This is a genomic window from Kordia sp., from assembly GCF_965283645.1.
Classification (GTDB): domain Bacteria; phylum Bacteroidota; class Bacteroidia; order Flavobacteriales; family Flavobacteriaceae; genus Kordia.
Window position 1 is genome coordinate 1,842,657 of sequence record NZ_CBDIPG010000001.1, and the last position, 19,803, is coordinate 1,862,459.

The window sequence follows — 19,803 nt, forward strand, 5'->3', positions numbered from 1 at the left end:
TTAATGAACGCCGCTCATCAGCTTTTTAATAAAAGGTGATATGATCATAACAATTACTCCAATTCCTGCCGTTAACACACCAAAAACAGCATATACGGATACATATTGATATAATTGCTCAAATGCCACTCCGTTTCCTTCAGAAAAACTTGGTGTTAATCCGGTAACAACTTCTGTAATTTTTCCGAAAATTCCGCTTGCAAATATATTTTCTGCATCTGAAACCGTTGTTAATTTGGCAATTTTCCCAGCAAAAAAGTGTCCGTAAAAGGAAGCCGAAAAGAAAACACCCATAATAAATGCCAAATACTTTTTAGGTGAGAGTTCTGTCATTTTTGATAATCCAATTGGAGAAATACACAACTCTCCTACTGTCAAAATAAAATATCCAACAAACAAATACCACATTGGCGTTTTGGCAAAAGCATCAACTCCGTTGGCTGACATTGCAAAAACGATAAATCCGAGTCCTAACAAGAATAATCCTAATCCTGCTTTAATGGCTGAGTTTGGGTTTTTCTTCTTACGAATTAAAACGGTCCACAACCACGAAAACGGAATTGCCAACAGAATGATAAATCCTGAATTGATACTGTTCGTTTGTGCAGCATTTAATCCAACCAAATTGATATTTCTGTCCGCAAAAAGTGTGAGAGAACTTCCTGCTTGTTCAAAAATTGCCCAGAACAACGCCATTAAAATCGTAAAATATGCCGTGACTAATAATCGCTTTCGCGCAATCGTTCCTACCGAGCGATAAATGTAAATCATCATTGCTGTAATGGCAATTGTTGCAATCCAAACGATGTAATGTTCATATTGATTGTACTTTACAATCATTGCAAATACAGGAACAGCCAAAAATGCGCCAAGTGTTACCACTTGTCCTTTATTCATTCCTAAAAACTTTTCGTCATATACTTTCTGATCAGGTACATTTCCTTTGTCTTGAAACACATCTTTATTGGTTCCTCTGTAGAAATAAAATAATCCTACCAACATGCCAATTCCTGCTAACATAAAACCATAATGCCAACCATATACCTCTGCAAACCAAGCACATAATAACGGAGCAACTGCGCCACCAATGTTGATTCCCATATAAAATATGGTAAAGCCAGAATCGCGTCGTTTGTCTTCTTCTTTATACAATGCGCCAACAAATGTTGAAATGTTTGGTTTAAAGAATCCGTTTCCAACAATAATTAATGCCAACGATCCGTAAAAGAAAATTGGCAATTCTATCGTTAAGAAAAAATGTCCCAACGCCATGAGAATTCCGCCTAGGAAAATTGCTTTTCTATACCCAATATAATGATCGGCAATAATTCCGCCCAAAACTGGCGTTACGTATACTAAAGACATGTATGCGGCAAAAATTCCGATAGACATATCATCACTAAATAGTAATTGTTTGGTCATGTACAGAATCAATAATGCTTTCATTCCATAGAACGAAAAACGTTCCCAGAGTTCGGCAAAAAACAAATAAAATAATCCTTTTGGATGTCCGAATCGTGTATCGGAAGCAGTAGAAGATGCCATATGTATTGTATTAAATTTTAATAGAATACAAATGTGTTTTTATTCAATTATAATAGAAAGTTGTGTTGTAAAGTATAGTAAAAAATAACAAGTTGTGCGGATTTGTGCTTGAAACACAATTAATTACAAATAGACTTATATTGATCATTTTCAGCGCTTTGCACAAACTCATGCAATAAACCTTCATCAATAGCAATGTTTTCAGGAATCATACGCAAACGGTATTTTCCTTCGCCTAAAAACGTAAACAAGTCTCTTCGTTCGAGTTGTTGATCTGTTTCAAGTTGTAATATTTCATTGATATTTTCAATGATTCGTGTAAGATAGGTTTGGTTTTTTATTTCACCTGCCGAACTCACCAAAATACTTTGCAAATCGCCTTTTCCATGTTCGCGTCGAATGGCAAATTTTAGCAAGTTTTTATACTGTGTCGTTTTTGAACCAAAATCAACTTCTGCATTGTTGATATTTTTGGATGGAATGCTTAATTGAATCAGCGACCAATCTAAAAACTTGATGCGCATTTCGTTTGGTCTTGGCGTATTTGCGAGTTGAATGACCCAACTTGTTGCCAATACTAAGAATAGTGAAATTAAAGATGTTTTGGCAATAATTTTGATCAAATTTGTGGTAAACTCATCGTTCAGACTTAAAAATATTTCAGGCAATTGAGAGACGAAAATCAAGATCATAATGATAACTGAAATCATTGCAACCAATTTTAAACCACGATGTGCAAAGGTTTTGTAGAATGAAATTAATAATAAAAAACACAAAAACCCAGATAATACTAAATCGGGAATTGCATTCAATTTTATGTTATGATAGCTATTATCATTTCCGAAAATGCTAGACATTAACAACGTAATAGAAGTTACCGCAATGATAATTCCAATGATAATTTTTACATTTTTGGTATTGTTATAGATGAATTTTGGTGCGTAGTAAAAATAGAATAATGCCAGTAATAAAAATAGATTGTTGATGATGGAAAGCAAGTTGACACCAATTTGATAGGTTATGGTTTCTGAAAATTCGAATCGTTGCGAAACATATGCCCAAATTCCTGAACCAACCCACACAAACATTGCTAGACTTAGGTATAACAAACCACTATCAACACGTTTTTGCGACTCGTCTTCTTCTAATATTTGATGAAAACGCTTCCGAATATTCGAATAAATTGCCAATAGTAAAATAGCTCCAATAAAGGAAATGAAAATATGTGCTAGGTTATGAAATTGTGCTACATCGGTCATATAGTGATGTAAGATAGTATATAATTAAAAAATTGATGATTAAATGATTGAAAAATTAAAGTATTGCTGCATTTTCACAATAATATTTTGTCACAAATACACGAATGAAATCATCAACAAATACACAGATTGACATATTAACGATCTATTCTCCTAAAATCTTACGAACCAGGTCTTTTTTAGCCGCTTCATCTTCTCCAAATAACCAACGCAATACATTGTCTTCCCAAATAGCATCGTGTTGTTTTTGTTCTATAATATTGCGTTGCATTGCCAAATCGAGTAGTTTTCCAGGATACGACGATTGTGCATCACTTTCCATTTCGCCTAACGGATACGGATCGTCTAATCCCATGAGAATTTGTTTACTTCCTTGACGATCTACCATTAACTTAAAAGAATCAGTATCATGCACCAACGTATCAAAGTAAATATTTGGATGTCCAACTGCTTTTCGCGGATGTACTTTTCCTTCAAACAAATCTGGTCGCCCATCAAACCCTTGAATACGTCTTCCTAAGTTCATTTGCGCCAATTGTCCACCATGCGCAAAACACGTTCGGATGTCTGGAAAGCGCTGTTGCATTCCGTTTAACGTATAAAAATGATACGCATCACCACATTGTGCCAACATCCAAATTAAGTGAAAACGCCAATTTACGTTTTCTAATTTAATCATTTTATCACCATCATACGGATGAATTTCAATGGCAAGTTTGTATTTATTTGCCAGTTCAAAAATTGGATCATTTTCTTCATCAAACACAGATCGCCATTGTCCTATAGAATCCATAAAGTGCGTTGGCAAACATAAAACACGCAAACCTAATTCTTCTACACAACGTTCTATTTCCCAAAGTGCACCATGTATAAAACCTGGATGTACAACAAATCCGCATGTAAATTTTGAAGGATGATCGCGTTGTACTTCAGCATTGAAATCATTTTGAAAACGCAACGCATGTTTCATTGCTTCCAAACGCAAACCGTTACCATATAGTTGTGACAGATTCAATATTACGGCATGATCAATTTTGTTGTGTTCCATCCACGCTAGCTTTTCATTCAAGAAAAAACTAGAATCTGTTACAGGTCGTTTCCAATCGTCTTGCAACATATATTTCCGCTCATCATCTACCCAAAAAATCTTTTTGTCCTTCATAAATTGAGGAATTTGTTCTGGATAAGGCAACAAGTGTGAATGTCCGTTTATGCGCAGTTTTCGTTTCAAGGTTGTGGTGTTTTGGGCGTATCCAAAAGTTTGCTTCGAATTCCTCGGCATACTTTTGGTCGGGCTTTCGGCTATATCTTTTATAGTTCATCAGTACAAAACAAATTTTGAATTTGTTGTGGCAATCTGTAAAAAAGAAACAGATTACTTCGTCGTATGCTCCTCGTAATGACGTTAACATGATAAAAGGATGCCGCCGCTATCCCTCACGCGTAATTAATCCTATAAAAATACTATTTCTTATAATATAGTGTATTGAATTTATGTTTTAAAATTTTAAAATTTTTGAGAAATGTGCATTCAGAAGAAAAAACAACAACTATTTGTAACTGTATAAATAATTGTAAAGCAGTAATTTTGGACTACAGCGACATTAGGTCAACTAAAAAACCAGCCTTTTACACTTTATAAAAAGTAAAAAGACTGGTTTATGTATGTTGATTTTGGGCTAAAATTAGCTTAGGTGAACTTCCGATTTTTTACGCGTACTTTTTAAAGCAATCGTATTTTGAAACTTATTTTGATATGCAAAAACAGTTTCGCGTCCTTGTTGTTGCTTTACAACTTTTACAGGGAACGCAAATGAAGCTGCATCTAAATTAAGCTCATGTGATGCTGAATTTTGACTAAATGTTTCAATAAGTCCATTGAATTCATTCGTCAATTTTTCGTTTAAAATATAAAACTTACTTATACCATTGTGCTTTACAATTAGTGCCAATTCTTTACTTTCAAAACCTAATATTGGCGTTTTGTGTAATGGAACTGCGTAGCATGAATTACTAAGTTTTACAACTTCCGTAGCATTATATGCATAACCAGATTCGTTTAATGCTACTACCAAACGTTGGTGTGTTTTTACAACTCCGCTTGATAAGTTTGAAATAGAAACAGCATCTACTTGATGAAGTAAACGCTCAAATCCGCTTCCAATTTTTTGTAGGGAAATACCATTGTTACTGGCTAAAGCTGAAGTTGGGAACATGGAAAGCGCACCCGCGCCCATGACACTTGATACAATAAAGTTTCTTCTGTTCATTATGGTTAGTTATTAGTTTATGATGATTTAATTCGATTTTCAATTTAAGGATTTTTTAACACTTTAACATAATTACGCGTAAAAAATGTTAAAGTCAGGTAGTTTTACTTTAGGCTTGTAGGATTTTACTATTGAAATATGTAGCAAAGCTGTCGAGATGCAATTGTAATTCTAATGTCTCTCGACTGCGCTCGATATGACATTATCAATTATTAGTTTTGTATTTTGAATGCGCAGCATTTCGACACTCTGATAATATTTGGAGTAGATCAAAATTCCCTTCAGCTAGAACAAACTTCTTTGTTTTACTCCATTTTTTGATTTTCTTTTCAAAATATATTGCTTGTTCAACATCATTAAAGTCTTGGTAGAATATTAAAACTAAAGGTCTTCTCTTGTATGTAAAACAATCTTTATGTAATCCACCGTGATGTTCCTTTAATCTCCTAGCTAAGTTATTTGTCATACCGACATATAGTAACTCATCTTTACATTTTAGAATGTATACATAGTATGATTTCAAAATTATTTTTTTAGAAAATATTATTAATCAAACCTTTTATCACATCGAGCGCAGTCGAGATGCAATTGTAATTCTAATGTCTCTCGACTGCGCTTGATATGACAGTATATTTTATTTTAATAATGCTCAAACTGTCATTTTTATTAATTCAAGTTTTACAACGACTTTGTTCGTCCTCCATCCACAGGAACATTGATTCCGTTGATGTACGATGCCGCTTCACTCGCTAAGAAAGCAATGGCATTTGCAATTTCTTCTGGTTGTGCAAAACGTTTGGCTGGCACTGCATTTTTCATTGTATTACGAACCTCATCAATGGTTTTTCCAGTTTTTGCCGCTTTGTTTTTAATGATTTCCGATAAACGTTCCGTTGCTGTTGCGCCTGGCAATACATTGTTGACCGTTATTCCAAATTGACCTAATTCGTTTGACAAGGTTTTTGACCAATTGGCTACCGCACCACGAATGGTATTGGAAACACCCAAACCGTCCAAAGGTTGTTTTACTGAGGTAGATATGATATTGATAATTCGCCCGTAACCAGCGTCTTTCATGCCAGCTACAACACTTTGCGCCAATATGTGATTGCATTTTAAATGTTGCGTGAACGCGCGTTCAAATTCTTCAATTTTTGCACTAAACACAGGTCCGCCAGCTGGTCCGCCCGTATTGTTTATCAAAATATGAAACGCATGATTTTCAGAGATAAAAGCCGTTATTTTTTCACCTAAATCCGTTGGATTTTGAAAGTCTGCAACAATATAGGTATGTTTTTGTCCTTTGGAAGTATCTAATTCCGTAAGTACATGCTGTAGTTTTTCTTCGTTTCTAGCCGCTAAGGTTATGTTGGCTCCTAGCGTTGCTAATTGCTTTGCTGCAGCTTTTCCAATTCCTTGCGTACTTCCGCAAACGAGTGCATTTTTATGTTGTAAGTTTAGGTTCATGTGTGTTGTGTGTTGTGTGTTGTGTGTTGTGAACTGTTGGTCAGTTTTTTAATTTCTAAAATTTAAAATTGTAAGTTCCTAAATTTAAGCCACTTACTTCTATTTTTCATTGACTCATATTTTCTTGATTTTCATAGGAGTACCGCCAAAGAGTACCGTTTTACTATTTTTTTAATCTTCAAATATATCTAATTCTTTAATAGCTTTATCTACGATTCGCTCGTCAATATAGTGCTTTTTTAGTACTGTATCTGTTGCGTGCGAAGATAGACGTTTTGCATCTCCTTTCAAAGTCGAAGATAAATATGTCAAGTATGTTTTTCTTAGACATTTAAACTTCAATTCTCGCCCTGTATTTAGTTGATTGTAAAAATGTGAGAATCCTAATGACAAAGCTTCATTCATTGATTTGGTAGATGAAGCCGTTCTTTTATCTGGATTTAAAAGGTGTCTATCCTTTCCTTTGTTCATATTATATCCCAAACGAAATAATATCATTTTTAAGCTTTTTGTTACAGGAATAATCTTCGGTGGAACATCAATGTCGAAACGAGTTCCTTTTTTTCTTTTTACTTTTAGGTTAGGAACTTCTATGTAAATAGGTTCGCCATCTTTCTCACGAATCATATTCCATTTGAGTCCGACAACTTCTTCACGCCTACCTCCTGTATGTAAAGCAAGTTCTAAAGCATCTTTTAAATATAGTTTGTATCTATTACGTTTGTATTTCCCTTTGATTTCTATACCATTTTCAGGTTTTATAATTTTTAATAGATTTTTAAATTCTTCTTTTGTGATCGTATCACGTCTTACTGCTACAGGAAGCAGTCGAACTTTTTCAAATGGGTTCTTCATATTAATAGTATAGGTATCAATTGCCCAAACAAAAAATTTCTTTACAGCTGTCATTTTTCCATTATAGGTAGCTCCCCTGTAATTCTTATCAATTAATAAGTAATCATGGAATAAACCAACGTGCATATCGCCAATACGATTGATAGCTAATAGCTTTTTATTGATATTATGTTTTGTAAGTGCTTCATTGAATATTTTTAAACAGTTTACAATTTCATTTTTTCGCTGATCGGACAAGGTATTTTTTTGATGTTCGGGAACGTCAATATTGTCTAAAAAATCTATATACCTTAATTGTATATCGAAAAGATATTGTCGATTTTTGATTTCAGTAGGCTGTCCTAAGCCTAGTAATTCTGTTTTAAATTCTTTTTCAAAATCAATTGCTTGAATTACTGCATCTGCATAATTTGTAGCATCGTGTGTTTTACTAGCTTTGCGTCCCTCACTTCCAGGAACGTGCAAACGTGACTTGTACCGATGCTTTTCAAAGTTTTTACAGGTAGAATAGTTTTTGCCTGTTTCTCCACACGTAGGTTCTTCTTTTACTTTTTTAGTATTTCGTAAAGTCGTTTTTCGTGTCCATGAAAAATGTTTTTTACATACATGACAGTAAATAAAGAGTCCTTTGTGCTTGTTGTTAGGCATGTGCTTTCGTTTTGCCATACAGTTTTCTCCTTTGTTTTAATTTTAATTGCGTTATTAAATTCTGTTTAGGAATAGGAAGTAATTCGTATATAGTTTTAAATATGTAATTACCATGCTAATCGCTTTTTTGCTGATGTTCTCTAAAACACCACGAAAACAAAGTTTTGAAATAGTCGTCAAATATCATTTGTCAGCTTTTGTAACTTGGACAATTTAAAAACATAAGTAACTACATATTAAGCGTTTATATTTTTTAAGCGCGACAATTAAGGGCAAATCAGTATCGAGTCAATTGACAAATAAGCCTTTCTTAGTTTAATTACTATTCCAATTCAATGATTTGAGATACTCTCTAAAGTATCATAGCTGTAAAGATTTAGATTAATCTTGAAGAATCATTTGTAAAATTTTGTGGAGTACACGTGGATTGTAAGAAGAAATTGTAGGAAACTTTAAAAACAGCTATTTTTTTGATGATATGAAAGTGAAATTCAATTTTAAGTGATTGTAAACGATATTTTTTTGACAATCATCTAAATTTTAACAGGAATTTTACATTTTAATCTTTTTGGACTATGGATGGCTAGATGGCAGACTAAAATGAAACGGAAAATTATCTAATCGTTCTGTAAAAAAATTGTAATTCTACTATTGAAAATCTACTCATCACTTAGAGATTAGCTGGAAAATCGAGCTTATCGTATTCTATGATAAAAGCAAATAAAAATCCATTTATTTTCACAACTAATCACTAAGTGATGAGTGAATTTTTTCAACTTGTTCTTTAGCGATAAGTTGATATGAAAAACTAAATTCTTCACTATTTACTTAATGATGAGTTCGTTTTGTATCTAAATTTTAGCTTACTACTTAACAGTGAGTTGATTTTTCTTTATTATTTAAGCTTACCGAATAAATTCAGGAAGTATATTTTAGAGTGTTTACATACGGTGTTCCTCTTTCTACAATAGCAAAAACCCTAGCGACCAACTTGTTTCTAATAATATTCAAAGTGCTCATTTTATTTTTGCCCTCTTTGACTCTTTTCTGATAGTATTTTTTCATTTCAGGGTTAAATCGTATCGCTGACATTGCGCACATATTGAGAATAACTTTAATTTCTTTATTGGCTAAATGAGATACCCTTGTTTGCTTTCGTATGCTGGTTCCAGATTGATATGGAAAAGGTGCAATACCTGAATAGGAAGCAAATTTTCTCCAAGTCTTGAACTTCTTAAAATTATTAGTATAAACGATTATCATATAGGCAGCTTGTGGTCCAATTCCGCTAATGCTAGTTACTAAATCAAAAATAGATGTAAGTTCTAAATCCTGTTTTACAATTATCTCCATTTGTTCTTCAATTATAATTATCTGAGCTGTTAGATTATCAATCAATTCCTGCTGGATTTTAAATAAGACACCAAAATCTTTTTTATTCAGTATTGATTTTTGTTCATTCATGGAGCTTTTGAATCCTGCTCTCTGTTTAACTAATCTTGAACGTAATGTTAATAGTGCATGGAGCTTTTTAATCTTTAAACAGGTGTTAGTACTAGGTTTAAGTTCATCTCTTAAACGATATCCATACAGTGCAATTCTTTTAGCATCTACTTGGTCACTCTTACCACGAGTTATTCCTAGAGATCTTTTTATTTCTAGTCCAGGAACAATGGAAAAAAGTAGATTTTCTTTTTCAAGAAAATCAGCAAGTTGATGTGAATAAATCCCCGTATGCTCGAATACAAATAGTGTTTGTTTTTGAACTAAAGTAATGTTCTTCTTTATCCAAATAAGCATTCGTGCAAAACCTTTTGAATTGTTTTCAAAACATTCATTTAATTGATTAAAGTGAATACAAACATCAATTGTTAGCTTGCTAACATCAATACCTACAATTTCTTTTATTTTCATACATTTGATTGATTAGATATGGTTACATAAACTAAGACCTTTAAAAGGAGTATCCTGAAATTCTATATGGTTCTTAGTAACCAGTTATAAAGAACGGAGACTAATACGATGAATAGCTCATTAAGCTAGCTTAACGAAAAGTTCACTCCGTTCTTTTTTTTCATTTTCTACACCTTTAAAATAATATTTTAAAGGTGTAGAAAATTACAATAATTGACTTTTGATTTATGAATTATTTGCAGGTGCTAATCTAAAGGTTTAACGATTAGTTGAAATAAAAGATCAGAAACGAATTGATAGCTCTACGAAAAATATTCAAATCTACTATTGAAAATCTGTTCATCACTTAGCGATTAGTTAGAAAATCGAACTTATAGTTTAACGATGAGCTGAAAAAGAAAACAAAAAACTGAACGATTGGTTTTTATGAAAAATTTATAAGCCTACTATTAAAAAATCTACTCAGACTTAGCGATTAGTTGGAAAATCAAGCTTATCGGTTAACGATTGATTAGTTGAAATAAAAATTAAAAACAAATTAATTGTTCCACGAAAATATAATAAATCTACAATTGGAAATCTACTCATCACTTGGAGATTAGTTGGAAAATCGTGCTTATCGGTCAACAATTAGCAGAAATGAAAATCAAAAACGAATTTATTGCTCCATGAAAATATGGCAAATCTACTATTGGAAACCTGCTCATTAATTAGCGATTAGTTGGAAAATTGAGCTTGTCGTTTAACGAGTAGCTGAAATAAAAGATCAGAAACGAATTGATAGCTCTACGAAAAATATGCAAATCTACTATTGAATGTCTGTTCATCACTTAGCGATTAGTTAGAAAATCGAACTTATAGTTTAACGATGAGCTGAAAAAGAAAACAAAAAACTGAACGATTGGTTTTTATGAAAAATTTATAAGCCTACTATTAAAAAATCTACTCATCATTAAACAAATTTCACTTTTCTTAATAACTAAAAAATGAATGAATTAAGTTTTCAGCATTATTCCTAAATACACTTAAAAACTCAATATGTTTGAAACTTATAATTCAGATCACAAACAGTTGATAGCAATCATTGATAACTTGAACTCAAAAATGTGGAAAAACACTCTTAATACCACTAGTCAGAAATTTGGCTCTTCATAAGTGATGCATCAAAATAATCTATCTCCAAACTACACAACTGATCTTAAAAAGATAATCATTGTTGAGTGTAATCTTTAGTTTTTAGATTATTAAAGATGTAAAATTATAGACACACTCCTATCTTGTTTACGCTTTTAACGTAAAAACTATATGGTTTAATAGTAAAAATTACGTAAAAACAACAATAATATACGTTTTAATGTAATTATAAATGATTTTTACGTATTATTGATAAATCTTTTAACTAGAATAATACGTAATTTAAAGTAATACTGCAACTACGGGATAACAGTAAGAATTTTTAATTAAAGACTAATAAAATTTGACATTTTTGTGAATACTAAAAACGGTCTGAATAAGCTTGTTAACATATTCTTAATAAGAAAAACGGTCTTTTTTTAGTAAAAAGTCAACGCTTATTTGCAAAACTCGACGCTTATGAAAAATTTTTGTGACGAATATTAAAAGGTGTTTCCTTTACGAATAAACCCCAACTCCAACCACTGATTTTTATTAACAATTAACAAATCTGTATTGTATGATACAAGTAGAAAATAATACACAAGAAATACTACATAATAAAGATTATATCTGTTTAGGTAGTAAACACAAAGGACAAAATATATCTAAACACACGATTCTGTTTGTAAAAGCCTACGAAAACTATTCATGGCTCTATTTAAATAATAATACCAAACTACTAAGTTCCAAACCAATTGGTTACTATGAAGAAGGATTGGCTTCTGACGGATTTACACGCATACATCGTTCATACCTGATAAATCTTTCACATTTAAAACAATATGAACGCAAATACCGTCTTGTTCATTTAAAAGGAAAAATAACCTTGCCTGTAAGTCATCGCAGAAACGCTACGTTCTCAAAGTATTTGCAAAGTGCTTAAACAATTACACCATACAATAATAGTATAAAAAATAGCCTACCCAAAGCGGAGTCACTACTCCAACATATATACGTTTAATTTAAAGTTTATAACAGTGAAAAAAATCTTTTTAATGAATCTTTTATGTATTGTATTTCTACAGTTCATAAATGCACAAGATGGCAAGCCTAATTACTTTAGAGGTGCGCCAGGCGATGATGTTTTTGCAACACCATCAGTCAAAGCTTTCCATGAAAGCAATCTAATTCCTGAGAATTTGTATACAGGAAAAATCAATGTTGGCATTCCAATATATGATATTTCTATTGGAGATATCAATGTGCCTATTTCTTTAAGTTACAATACTTCTGGAATAAAAGTGAGTGATATTGCATCTAATGTAGGTTTAGGTTGGAGTTTAAATGCCAACGGAAGCATATTAAAAGTAGTTAAGGACTTAAGTGACGATGATTTTTATGGTACTGGTTACGCTGTGCCTGATGATACAGGAGATAATGCAGGGAGTTATGAAACCATTGTTACACAAATAGGCTATCATAGAGGAAAATCACCTGAACCATTTAGTTATTATAAAGTTCCAACTGGATGGGTACATTCTGATTCCGAAGCTGCTGCTGAATGGAGTAAAATTGATTCCTCTCCTGACTTCTTCTATGCAAATGCACCTGGACTTAGCTCTAAATTTTATTTAGAAGATCAAAATCCAACGGACAACACTACACCATTTGCCAATCGAGTGTTTAATGCTATCTTTTTAGATCATTCGGGGGTAAAAGTACAGAATCAACTTCAAAGAACTACATCTATAATTCCAAGACTTATCGATGTATCACATGGAAATGATCCTGCTAGTTTTTATGTCAATGGAATTCCATTTTATAATTATGAGTATTTAGATTTTCCTTCTTTTGAGGTAGTAAATACGAACGGTCTTAAATATATCTTTGATACCAAAGACTATAGTGAAGCAACATACCGTGGATTTTGGAACTCTGCTAATGAAGGACTTGGTTCAACCAATTGGAATCTATCAAAAATTATTGACCCTGTACACAATAGAGAAGTAATTTTTGAATATGAAGCGTATTTCAAAGCAACACCTGAACGAATTAAAAATATTACAGCTACCTATCAAGACCCATTAGATACAGATGATATACATGATTATTATTACACGCCCATATCTAATGTAGCGTTGGGTAATGGAACATGGGATATGCATTTTCAAAATTCTATATCAACTCGTACCACTAAAGCGCATAGATTAAAAAAAATCAAATGGGATGAAGGAACAGTAGAATTTATATATGGACTCAATAGAATAGACGATGTTGGAGAAAAAGCACTTACTGAAATACTAATAAAGAACAATTTAGATCAGCTTGTAAAACACTTTGAATTTGAATATTCTTATTTCAATTCTTTGGAGAATTGTAATGAAAAAGAATGTAAGCGATTACGATTAGAAAAGGTAAAAGAGTTACCAATAAGTAATACTACGGTAAATGCCAAAGAGCATTCTTTTGACTACAATTACGACAATCCATTACCACGAAGAGATTCGTTTCAGAGAGACTATCTAGGCTACTTCAACAACAATGGTTTTGAGTGGTCTTCAACAGATGATACAGAAGTCCCCCCAAATGCGATACTACATTTTTATAAAAACCAAGGAAAAAACTCGGTATTACCATTTAAAAGAACAAATGGTTCTAACTATCGAATAATCCACGGACAATATTTGTTAGAACCCAATGCGTATTCACTAACAGCCACACTTAAAACAATCATATATCCAACAGGAGGAAGTTCACACTTTAAGTATGAAAACCACACCTTTAATTTACAAGGAGCAGAATATATCGCTGGAGGTGCTAGAATAAAACAACAAACGCTTCATGATGGCAGAGGTGGAACAAGAAAAATTTTCTATGAGTATACAAATTCAAATGGAACTTCTTCTGGTTATATTAATAAAATGCCAACATTTGCTTATATAAATAAATCAAGTGATTTACCAAGTAATTATTGGTTTCATAATTTTTCAATGACCGCACCTGAAAATGATTGGAAACGTTATTTTACATATTTCGATAAAACTAAAACCAGTTTGGAACTTACAGATGGAAGTTTTGTGGGGTATGCTAGAGTGATTAAAAAAGAGATTGGAAATGGTTATACTGAATACAACTATACTTCTGCAAATACACATCCAAATGAATCAGAAACTACGGTTCATGCTTATAACACTTCGGTAAGCGATATCTTTCTCACAAGAAACAGCTCATACCCTAGTTTAAATGCTATTGATTACGATATCAAAAGAGGAAAATTAATACGAGAAAGACATTATTCTGAGAATGGATTTATTAAGAATCAAATAGACTTTGACTTTGATTACGAGATATTTGATACGATACTATTAAATTATGAAACAACTATTTCAGGTAGCCCATTCGTTCAAGGTGGTATAGGTGGAGCTTTTCTTCATACATCAGAAATCAATATAGAACGGAATCTAAACACAAAAGTTACTACTACTAATTATTTAGATAATGGAAGTTTCACTAGTACTCAAGAAATAAAGTATGATACAAACTATCCTTTTGTAAAAGAACAAAAAGTACTCACCGAACAAGGTACAGAAAAATCAGTGTTTACTTATCCTTTTGATTCGGAAGTATCTAATGAACCTTATGTAAATAGTTTAGTAACTCAGAATAGAATTGCTACGCCAGTTTCTCATAAAAGTATACGTGTACTTAACAATCAGAGTCAATTACTATCAAGAACTAAATATAGTTTTGATCTGTTTGAAGGTATCATAAATCATAAAAGCAATCAGTCTGCGAAAGGGACAAATAACTTTACCACTTTGTCAACGATTGATAAAAGAGATTCCAACGGAAATGTATTGGAATATCATAATGAAAATGGAATACACATCTGTTTAGTTTGGGGGTATAATACTACAAAACCTGTAGCTAAAATTGAAAATACTTCCTACGCTAACTTTACCAATACGCAAAATGATATCATTTTAGCAGTACAGCACACTTCTGACAATGATGCTGATGATATGTCCGAAGAATTTCTTAGACAGACCCTACAGAATCTTCGTGATACGTTTCCAACTGGAAATATGACATCATACACCTATGATCCACTTGTTGGAATTACAAGCGTAACGGATGCAAGAGGCTATACTATGTATTATGAATATGATGAATTTAACAGATTAAAAACTGTGAAAGACGCCGATAAAAACCTTTTAAGTACCAATGAATACAATTATAAAAACTAATGACTAAGATGAAAAAGCTATTATATATACTCGTTATAGTGGTTCCAATGTTAGTCATTGGACAAACGACCACAGAAAATTATACGAAAACTACAGCATATCAAAATGAAACACAAGACGGAAATATTCCTGAAAATCAAAAACTAGAAACCGTTACTTATTTTGATGGACTCGGTAGAACGTTTCAGAAAATCTCAGTAAAAGCTGGTGGACAACAACAGGATATCATTGTTCCTGTTGTATATGACCAGTATGGGCGTATGACTAAGGAATATCTTCCCTATGCGACAAGTTCGCTCAATGGAAATATACATGCCAATGCACTTAATAATCAAGCTACATTTTACAATACTGATAAGTATGAAAATACGTTAAATCCATATTCAGAAACAATACTTGATGATTCGCCACTTGGCAGACCCTTAAAGCAAGGCGTACCTGGAAACTCATGGGCAGTAAGTCCAAATTCAGATAACGATCATTCTATAAAGTTTGAATATCAAATAAACACTTTCGAACAAGGGAATGTAAATAAAGATAACGTTGTTCGCTTTGGTGTATTACATCCTAATAATGATACTGAACAGACTCAGCTTGAGTATGAAGGTTATTATGCAATTGGAACGTTACAAAAAAGCATTGTTAAGGACGAAAATTGGACACCCAATCAACAGTTTTCAAAAGATCATACAATTGAAGAATATACTGATAAGCTTGGTCGTGTAATTTTAAAACGAATGTTTAACAAAAATAAAAAACACGATACTTATTATGTATATGACAAATATGAAAATTTAACCTACGTTATCCCACCAAAGGCTTCGGATGATATTGTTGTTACGACTACTACCCAAACAGGGGGATTAACTGGACGAAATTACTCTTGGGTTTACTTGGTACTCGTGGATAAAGAATTGGCAGGAGAATATCAAAAGAAATTAAGCGCATATAAAAATGATGATGTCTTAACGGCGGATTTAGAAAATAAATATGGCGCACAAGGTGGTTTTTCAATCAATAGAAATACAAGTACCAATGAACTGATTTTAAATATCAACTTTTCAACTAATGAGCCGTTACCTCTTAAAACAGGAGAAGTTGTTTCTTTAAAAGACTTAGGGGAATTTAAAGATACGGAATTAGGTGTTATTAAGGCAGAAAATTATGAGTATACATTTTTGATAAAAAATAATGCATTATTTATTGAAGGAGAAGGAAAACTTCTTGGACTCAATCAATCATTTAGTAGTAATACAAAACTAAATTATAGTAAAAATTTTCCATGGGTGTCACTTTTAAAAGTAGACGAAAAGTTTACGGATAATTATCTATCTCAATTAAAAGAATATCCTAACTCAGATATTTTAAATGTAACTATTCAAAATCAATATGGTGGACAAGGTGGCATGCATATTTCAGTAGATCAAAATGATGTGGTATCAGTACAAATGAATATCAATACCACAAAACCACTTGCTTTTAGAGAAGGTTTAGTGGTTGATTTGGGACTCAAAAGAAGAATTTCAGATGTAACACTTGGTACATTCTCAGGTGAAGAATTCAGCTATGAGTTCTCAATTAAAGAAAATGCATTACATATTAGTGGTAGTGGAACAATTACATCAGCTTTTCCAATATTTACAGGGACGCAACCAAGTTCAACAACTAACTATGAAATTGCTACCGAAGTAGTACAAGGATTATGCTACATCTATCATTATGATTATAAAAACAGAGTTGTAGAAAAGAAAATACCAAGTAAAGGATGGGAATATATTGTATATGATAAACTCAATCGTCCAGCACTTTTACAAGATGCAAAGCTTCGCTTGGAAGATAAATGGTTTGTTACACATTATGATGCTTTTTCAAGACCCGTGATGACAGGACTATATTGGAAACCCACATATTCGTTGACACGTATACAAATGCAAGAAATCGTTAATAATAGTCAAAATTTAAATGCTTTTCGCGTTACAACACCAATTGGTAATGATAACCATTATTACGATGGGTTAGCTTCGCCTGGCATTGTAGAAATACACACTTTAAATTATTATGATAACTATGATTTTAATGAGCCGTCCATAACCTTACCAACTACAACAAATGTTTATGAAGCCCAAATATCATCTGATATAAAAACACTACCTACGGGTTCTAAAGTACGTGTTTTAGGAACTGATAATTGGATTACAACTGTAACACATTATGATAAAAAAGGTAGACCAATTTATGTAGCATCAAAAAATGAATATTTGTCAATTTTAACAAAAACAGAAACAGAATTAGATTTTACAGGTAAAATATTAGAAATAAAATCATCACATTTTAAAAACGGAAATACACCCATTGTAACTGTTGAAAGGTTTAGTTATGATCATTCGGGACGAATGCTAACTCAAAAGCAACAAATCAACGATCAAGAAGAAGAATTAATCTCAGCAAATATGTACGATGAATTAGGGGCTTTAATAAACAAAAAAGTTGGAAATACAGAAATAAATCCACTACAAGAAATTGATTACAGCTATACTGTTCGTGGTTGGCTTAAAGGAATCAATGATGTAGATGCAAATGATCAAAACAAACTATTTTCTTTTAAAATCAATTATGATACATCTAATTTACTGGGAACTACAACACTATTCAATGGAAATATTAGTGAAACCCATTGGAAAACCGCCAATGATCTCAATTTAAGAAGTTATGGATATCAATATGATGCACTTAATAGAATTACAAATGCTACCTACCAAAGTGGACAAGCAGTAACAAATCTTGCTAATAATGATATCGAGAATTACAGTTTAAATAACGTATCCTATGATAAAAACGGAAACATTCTCTCATTAGAACGAATGGGAATAACAGAAGTTGCAAACCCTACAGTGGATATTATTGACCAACTAACTTACAACTATGCCAGCAATAGTAACACATTACTAAAAGTTACCGATGTTGCAGATACGGCTGGTTTTAAAGATGTACATACACCTGAAAATGATTACATGTTTGATGTAAATGGGAATATGACAGCTGATGTAAACAAAGGAATTATCCCTAATGGAATCGCATACAATCACTTAAACCTGCCAACAACAATTAATTTTGGCAATAGCGGGAACATTTCTTACATTTACGATGCTACAGGAATAAAAATGGCTAAAATAGTTTCAGAAAATAATAGTTTAGTTACTACGCAATATGCTGGAAATTTTGTGTATAAAATTGACAATACAAATGTCGAGACTCTACAATTTTTTAATCATGCAGAAGGATATGTTGAGCCGTCAACAAATAGTACATTTGCATACACATTTCAATTTAAAGATCATTTAGATAATATTAGGTTATCGTATGAAGATTCGAATAATGATGGAAGTATCGATGTTAATTCTGAAATTAAGGAAGAAAGTAATTATTACCCTTTTGGATTGAAGCACAAAGGCTATAATAGTATAATAACTGGAAGAAATCATAACTATGGCTTTGGCGATAAAGAAGAACAAAATGAACTTGGACTGAAATGGATAGACATCAAAGCTCGTAATTACGATGTATCCATAGGGCGTTGGATGAATATAGATATTTTAGCAGAAAAATTTGAAAGCTTCTCCCCTTATGCATATGTTGGAAATAGTCCTGTAACAAGATATGATTTCGATGGAATGGATTGGTATTATGATAAAAATGGATATCAATATAATCCAAACTTAACAAAAGATAATGCTTCTGATATATTAAAAAAAGGACAGCTATATATTAAAGAAAAAGGAGCTATTGTAATTATAGATGACGGAGAAGTTTATTCTTTTGAATTAAATAAGAACGGAACGGTATCTGACAGGAAAGGTAATCTTTTAGATGCTGGAGAAACTGTAATAGCTGGAGACTCTAATACAAAAATTACCTCCTTTGACGATAGACCCTCGGTTTATGATTATAAAAACGGAGAAGAAATAACGTCTGAAGATGGTCACGATTATTTATTACATGATAACAAATGGTTAAAAGTTGAAACACGTAAAGAGTATAGTGATAGGATAGCGAAAAGAACAAAAACTAGACGTCCTCCTCTTCCAAGAACAGCTAGGGAAGTAATGCAGTATGATCAAAGACTTGTAAATAAATCAGGTGCAAAAAGTGCAATTGGAATTAGTTCTGTAGGAAGTGGTATTAGTAAAATTTCTAGTAAATTTAAATATACTCCTGTTGGAGTTCTTGCTTCTTATTTTGGAGGACAAATTAATTCATATATCGGCATGAAAAAAAGGATGGAAACTCATGATAAAACAGTAGAACATCACAGAAACGAAAAAAATGGGTCATAAAAAAAAATTTATTTTCAAACAAATTGTAGTATTTGTTTCAATTAATATAATAATATTTTTATTGATTTCAGATTTTAATTACAGCAGTATTTCTTCTGCTGTAATTAAAGTTTCTTTATCGTTTGCCATATTTATATATGGAATGTAT

The 19,803-nt window shown here is 32.2% G+C and carries 12 protein-coding genes; 4 read left to right on the top strand and 8 right to left on the bottom strand.

From position 1 onward, the window contains the following. The 8 genes from ACQ654_RS07990 to ACQ654_RS08025 all read right to left on the bottom strand — a co-directional run bounded on the left by ACQ654_RS07990 (nt 1) and on the right by ACQ654_RS08025 (nt 9,958). Nucleotides 1–1,545: a peptide MFS transporter gene (locus ACQ654_RS07990; protein WP_430409797.1), complete on the bottom strand. Its 1,545-nt coding sequence runs from the start codon at nt 1,543–1,545 to the stop codon at nt 1–3. 119 nt (nt 1,546–1,664) lie between these two features. After that, nucleotides 1,665–2,804 carry a hypothetical protein gene (locus ACQ654_RS07995; protein ID WP_430409798.1) on the bottom strand — a complete coding sequence of 380 codons (1,140 nt, stop codon included), beginning with the start codon at nt 2,802–2,804 and terminating at the stop codon, nt 1,665–1,667. A gap of 145 nt (nt 2,805–2,949) precedes the next feature. Then, entirely contained in the window at nt 2,950–4,035 is a 1,086-nt protein-coding gene (locus ACQ654_RS08000) for an amidohydrolase family protein (RefSeq protein WP_430409800.1), read from the bottom strand. Nucleotides 4,036–4,489: 454 nt separating this feature from the next. Continuing rightward, on the bottom strand, nt 4,490–5,074 hold the full coding sequence (locus tag ACQ654_RS08005; protein ID WP_430409801.1) for a hypothetical protein: 585 nt from the start codon (nt 5,072–5,074) through the stop codon (nt 4,490–4,492). Between the two features lie 205 nt (nt 5,075–5,279). Further along, nucleotides 5,280–5,597: a GIY-YIG nuclease family protein gene (locus tag ACQ654_RS08010; RefSeq protein WP_430409802.1), complete on the bottom strand. Its 318-nt coding sequence runs from the start codon at nt 5,595–5,597 to the stop codon at nt 5,280–5,282. Nucleotides 5,598–5,752: 155 nt separating this feature from the next. Then, nucleotides 5,753–6,541 carry an SDR family oxidoreductase gene (locus ACQ654_RS08015; protein ID WP_430409803.1) on the bottom strand — a complete coding sequence of 263 codons (789 nt, stop codon included), beginning with the start codon at nt 6,539–6,541 and terminating at the stop codon, nt 5,753–5,755. Between the two features lie 171 nt (nt 6,542–6,712). Continuing rightward, entirely contained in the window at nt 6,713–8,062 is a 1,350-nt protein-coding gene (locus tag ACQ654_RS08020; RefSeq protein WP_430409804.1) for a hypothetical protein, read from the bottom strand. Between the two features lie 900 nt (nt 8,063–8,962). Beyond that, a complete protein-coding gene (locus tag ACQ654_RS08025; RefSeq protein WP_430408577.1) occupies nt 8,963–9,958 on the bottom strand; it encodes an IS110 family transposase in 996 nt (331 codons plus the stop codon). 1,158 nt (nt 9,959–11,116) lie between these two features. On the opposite strand from ACQ654_RS08025, the gene ACQ654_RS08030 reads away from it, so the two are divergent. The 4 genes from ACQ654_RS08030 (at nt 11,117) to ACQ654_RS08045 (ending at nt 19,655) form a co-directional block, all read left to right on the top strand. Further along, nucleotides 11,117–11,191: a DUF4113 domain-containing protein gene (locus tag ACQ654_RS08030; protein WP_430413013.1), complete on the top strand. Its 75-nt coding sequence runs from the start codon at nt 11,117–11,119 to the stop codon at nt 11,189–11,191. 460 nt (nt 11,192–11,651) lie between these two features. Further along, nucleotides 11,652–12,017, top strand: a complete 366-nt coding sequence (locus ACQ654_RS08035; RefSeq protein WP_430409805.1) for a LytR/AlgR family response regulator transcription factor — start codon at nt 11,652–11,654, stop codon at nt 12,015–12,017. A gap of 112 nt (nt 12,018–12,129) precedes the next feature. Next, nucleotides 12,130–15,321 carry an RHS repeat domain-containing protein gene (locus ACQ654_RS08040; protein ID WP_430409806.1) on the top strand — a complete coding sequence of 1,064 codons (3,192 nt, stop codon included), beginning with the start codon at nt 12,130–12,132 and terminating at the stop codon, nt 15,319–15,321. Between the two features lie 8 nt (nt 15,322–15,329). Further along, entirely contained in the window at nt 15,330–19,655 is a 4,326-nt protein-coding gene (locus tag ACQ654_RS08045) for a DUF6443 domain-containing protein (RefSeq protein WP_430409807.1), read from the top strand. The last annotated feature ends 148 nt before the right edge of the window (nt 19,656–19,803 follow it).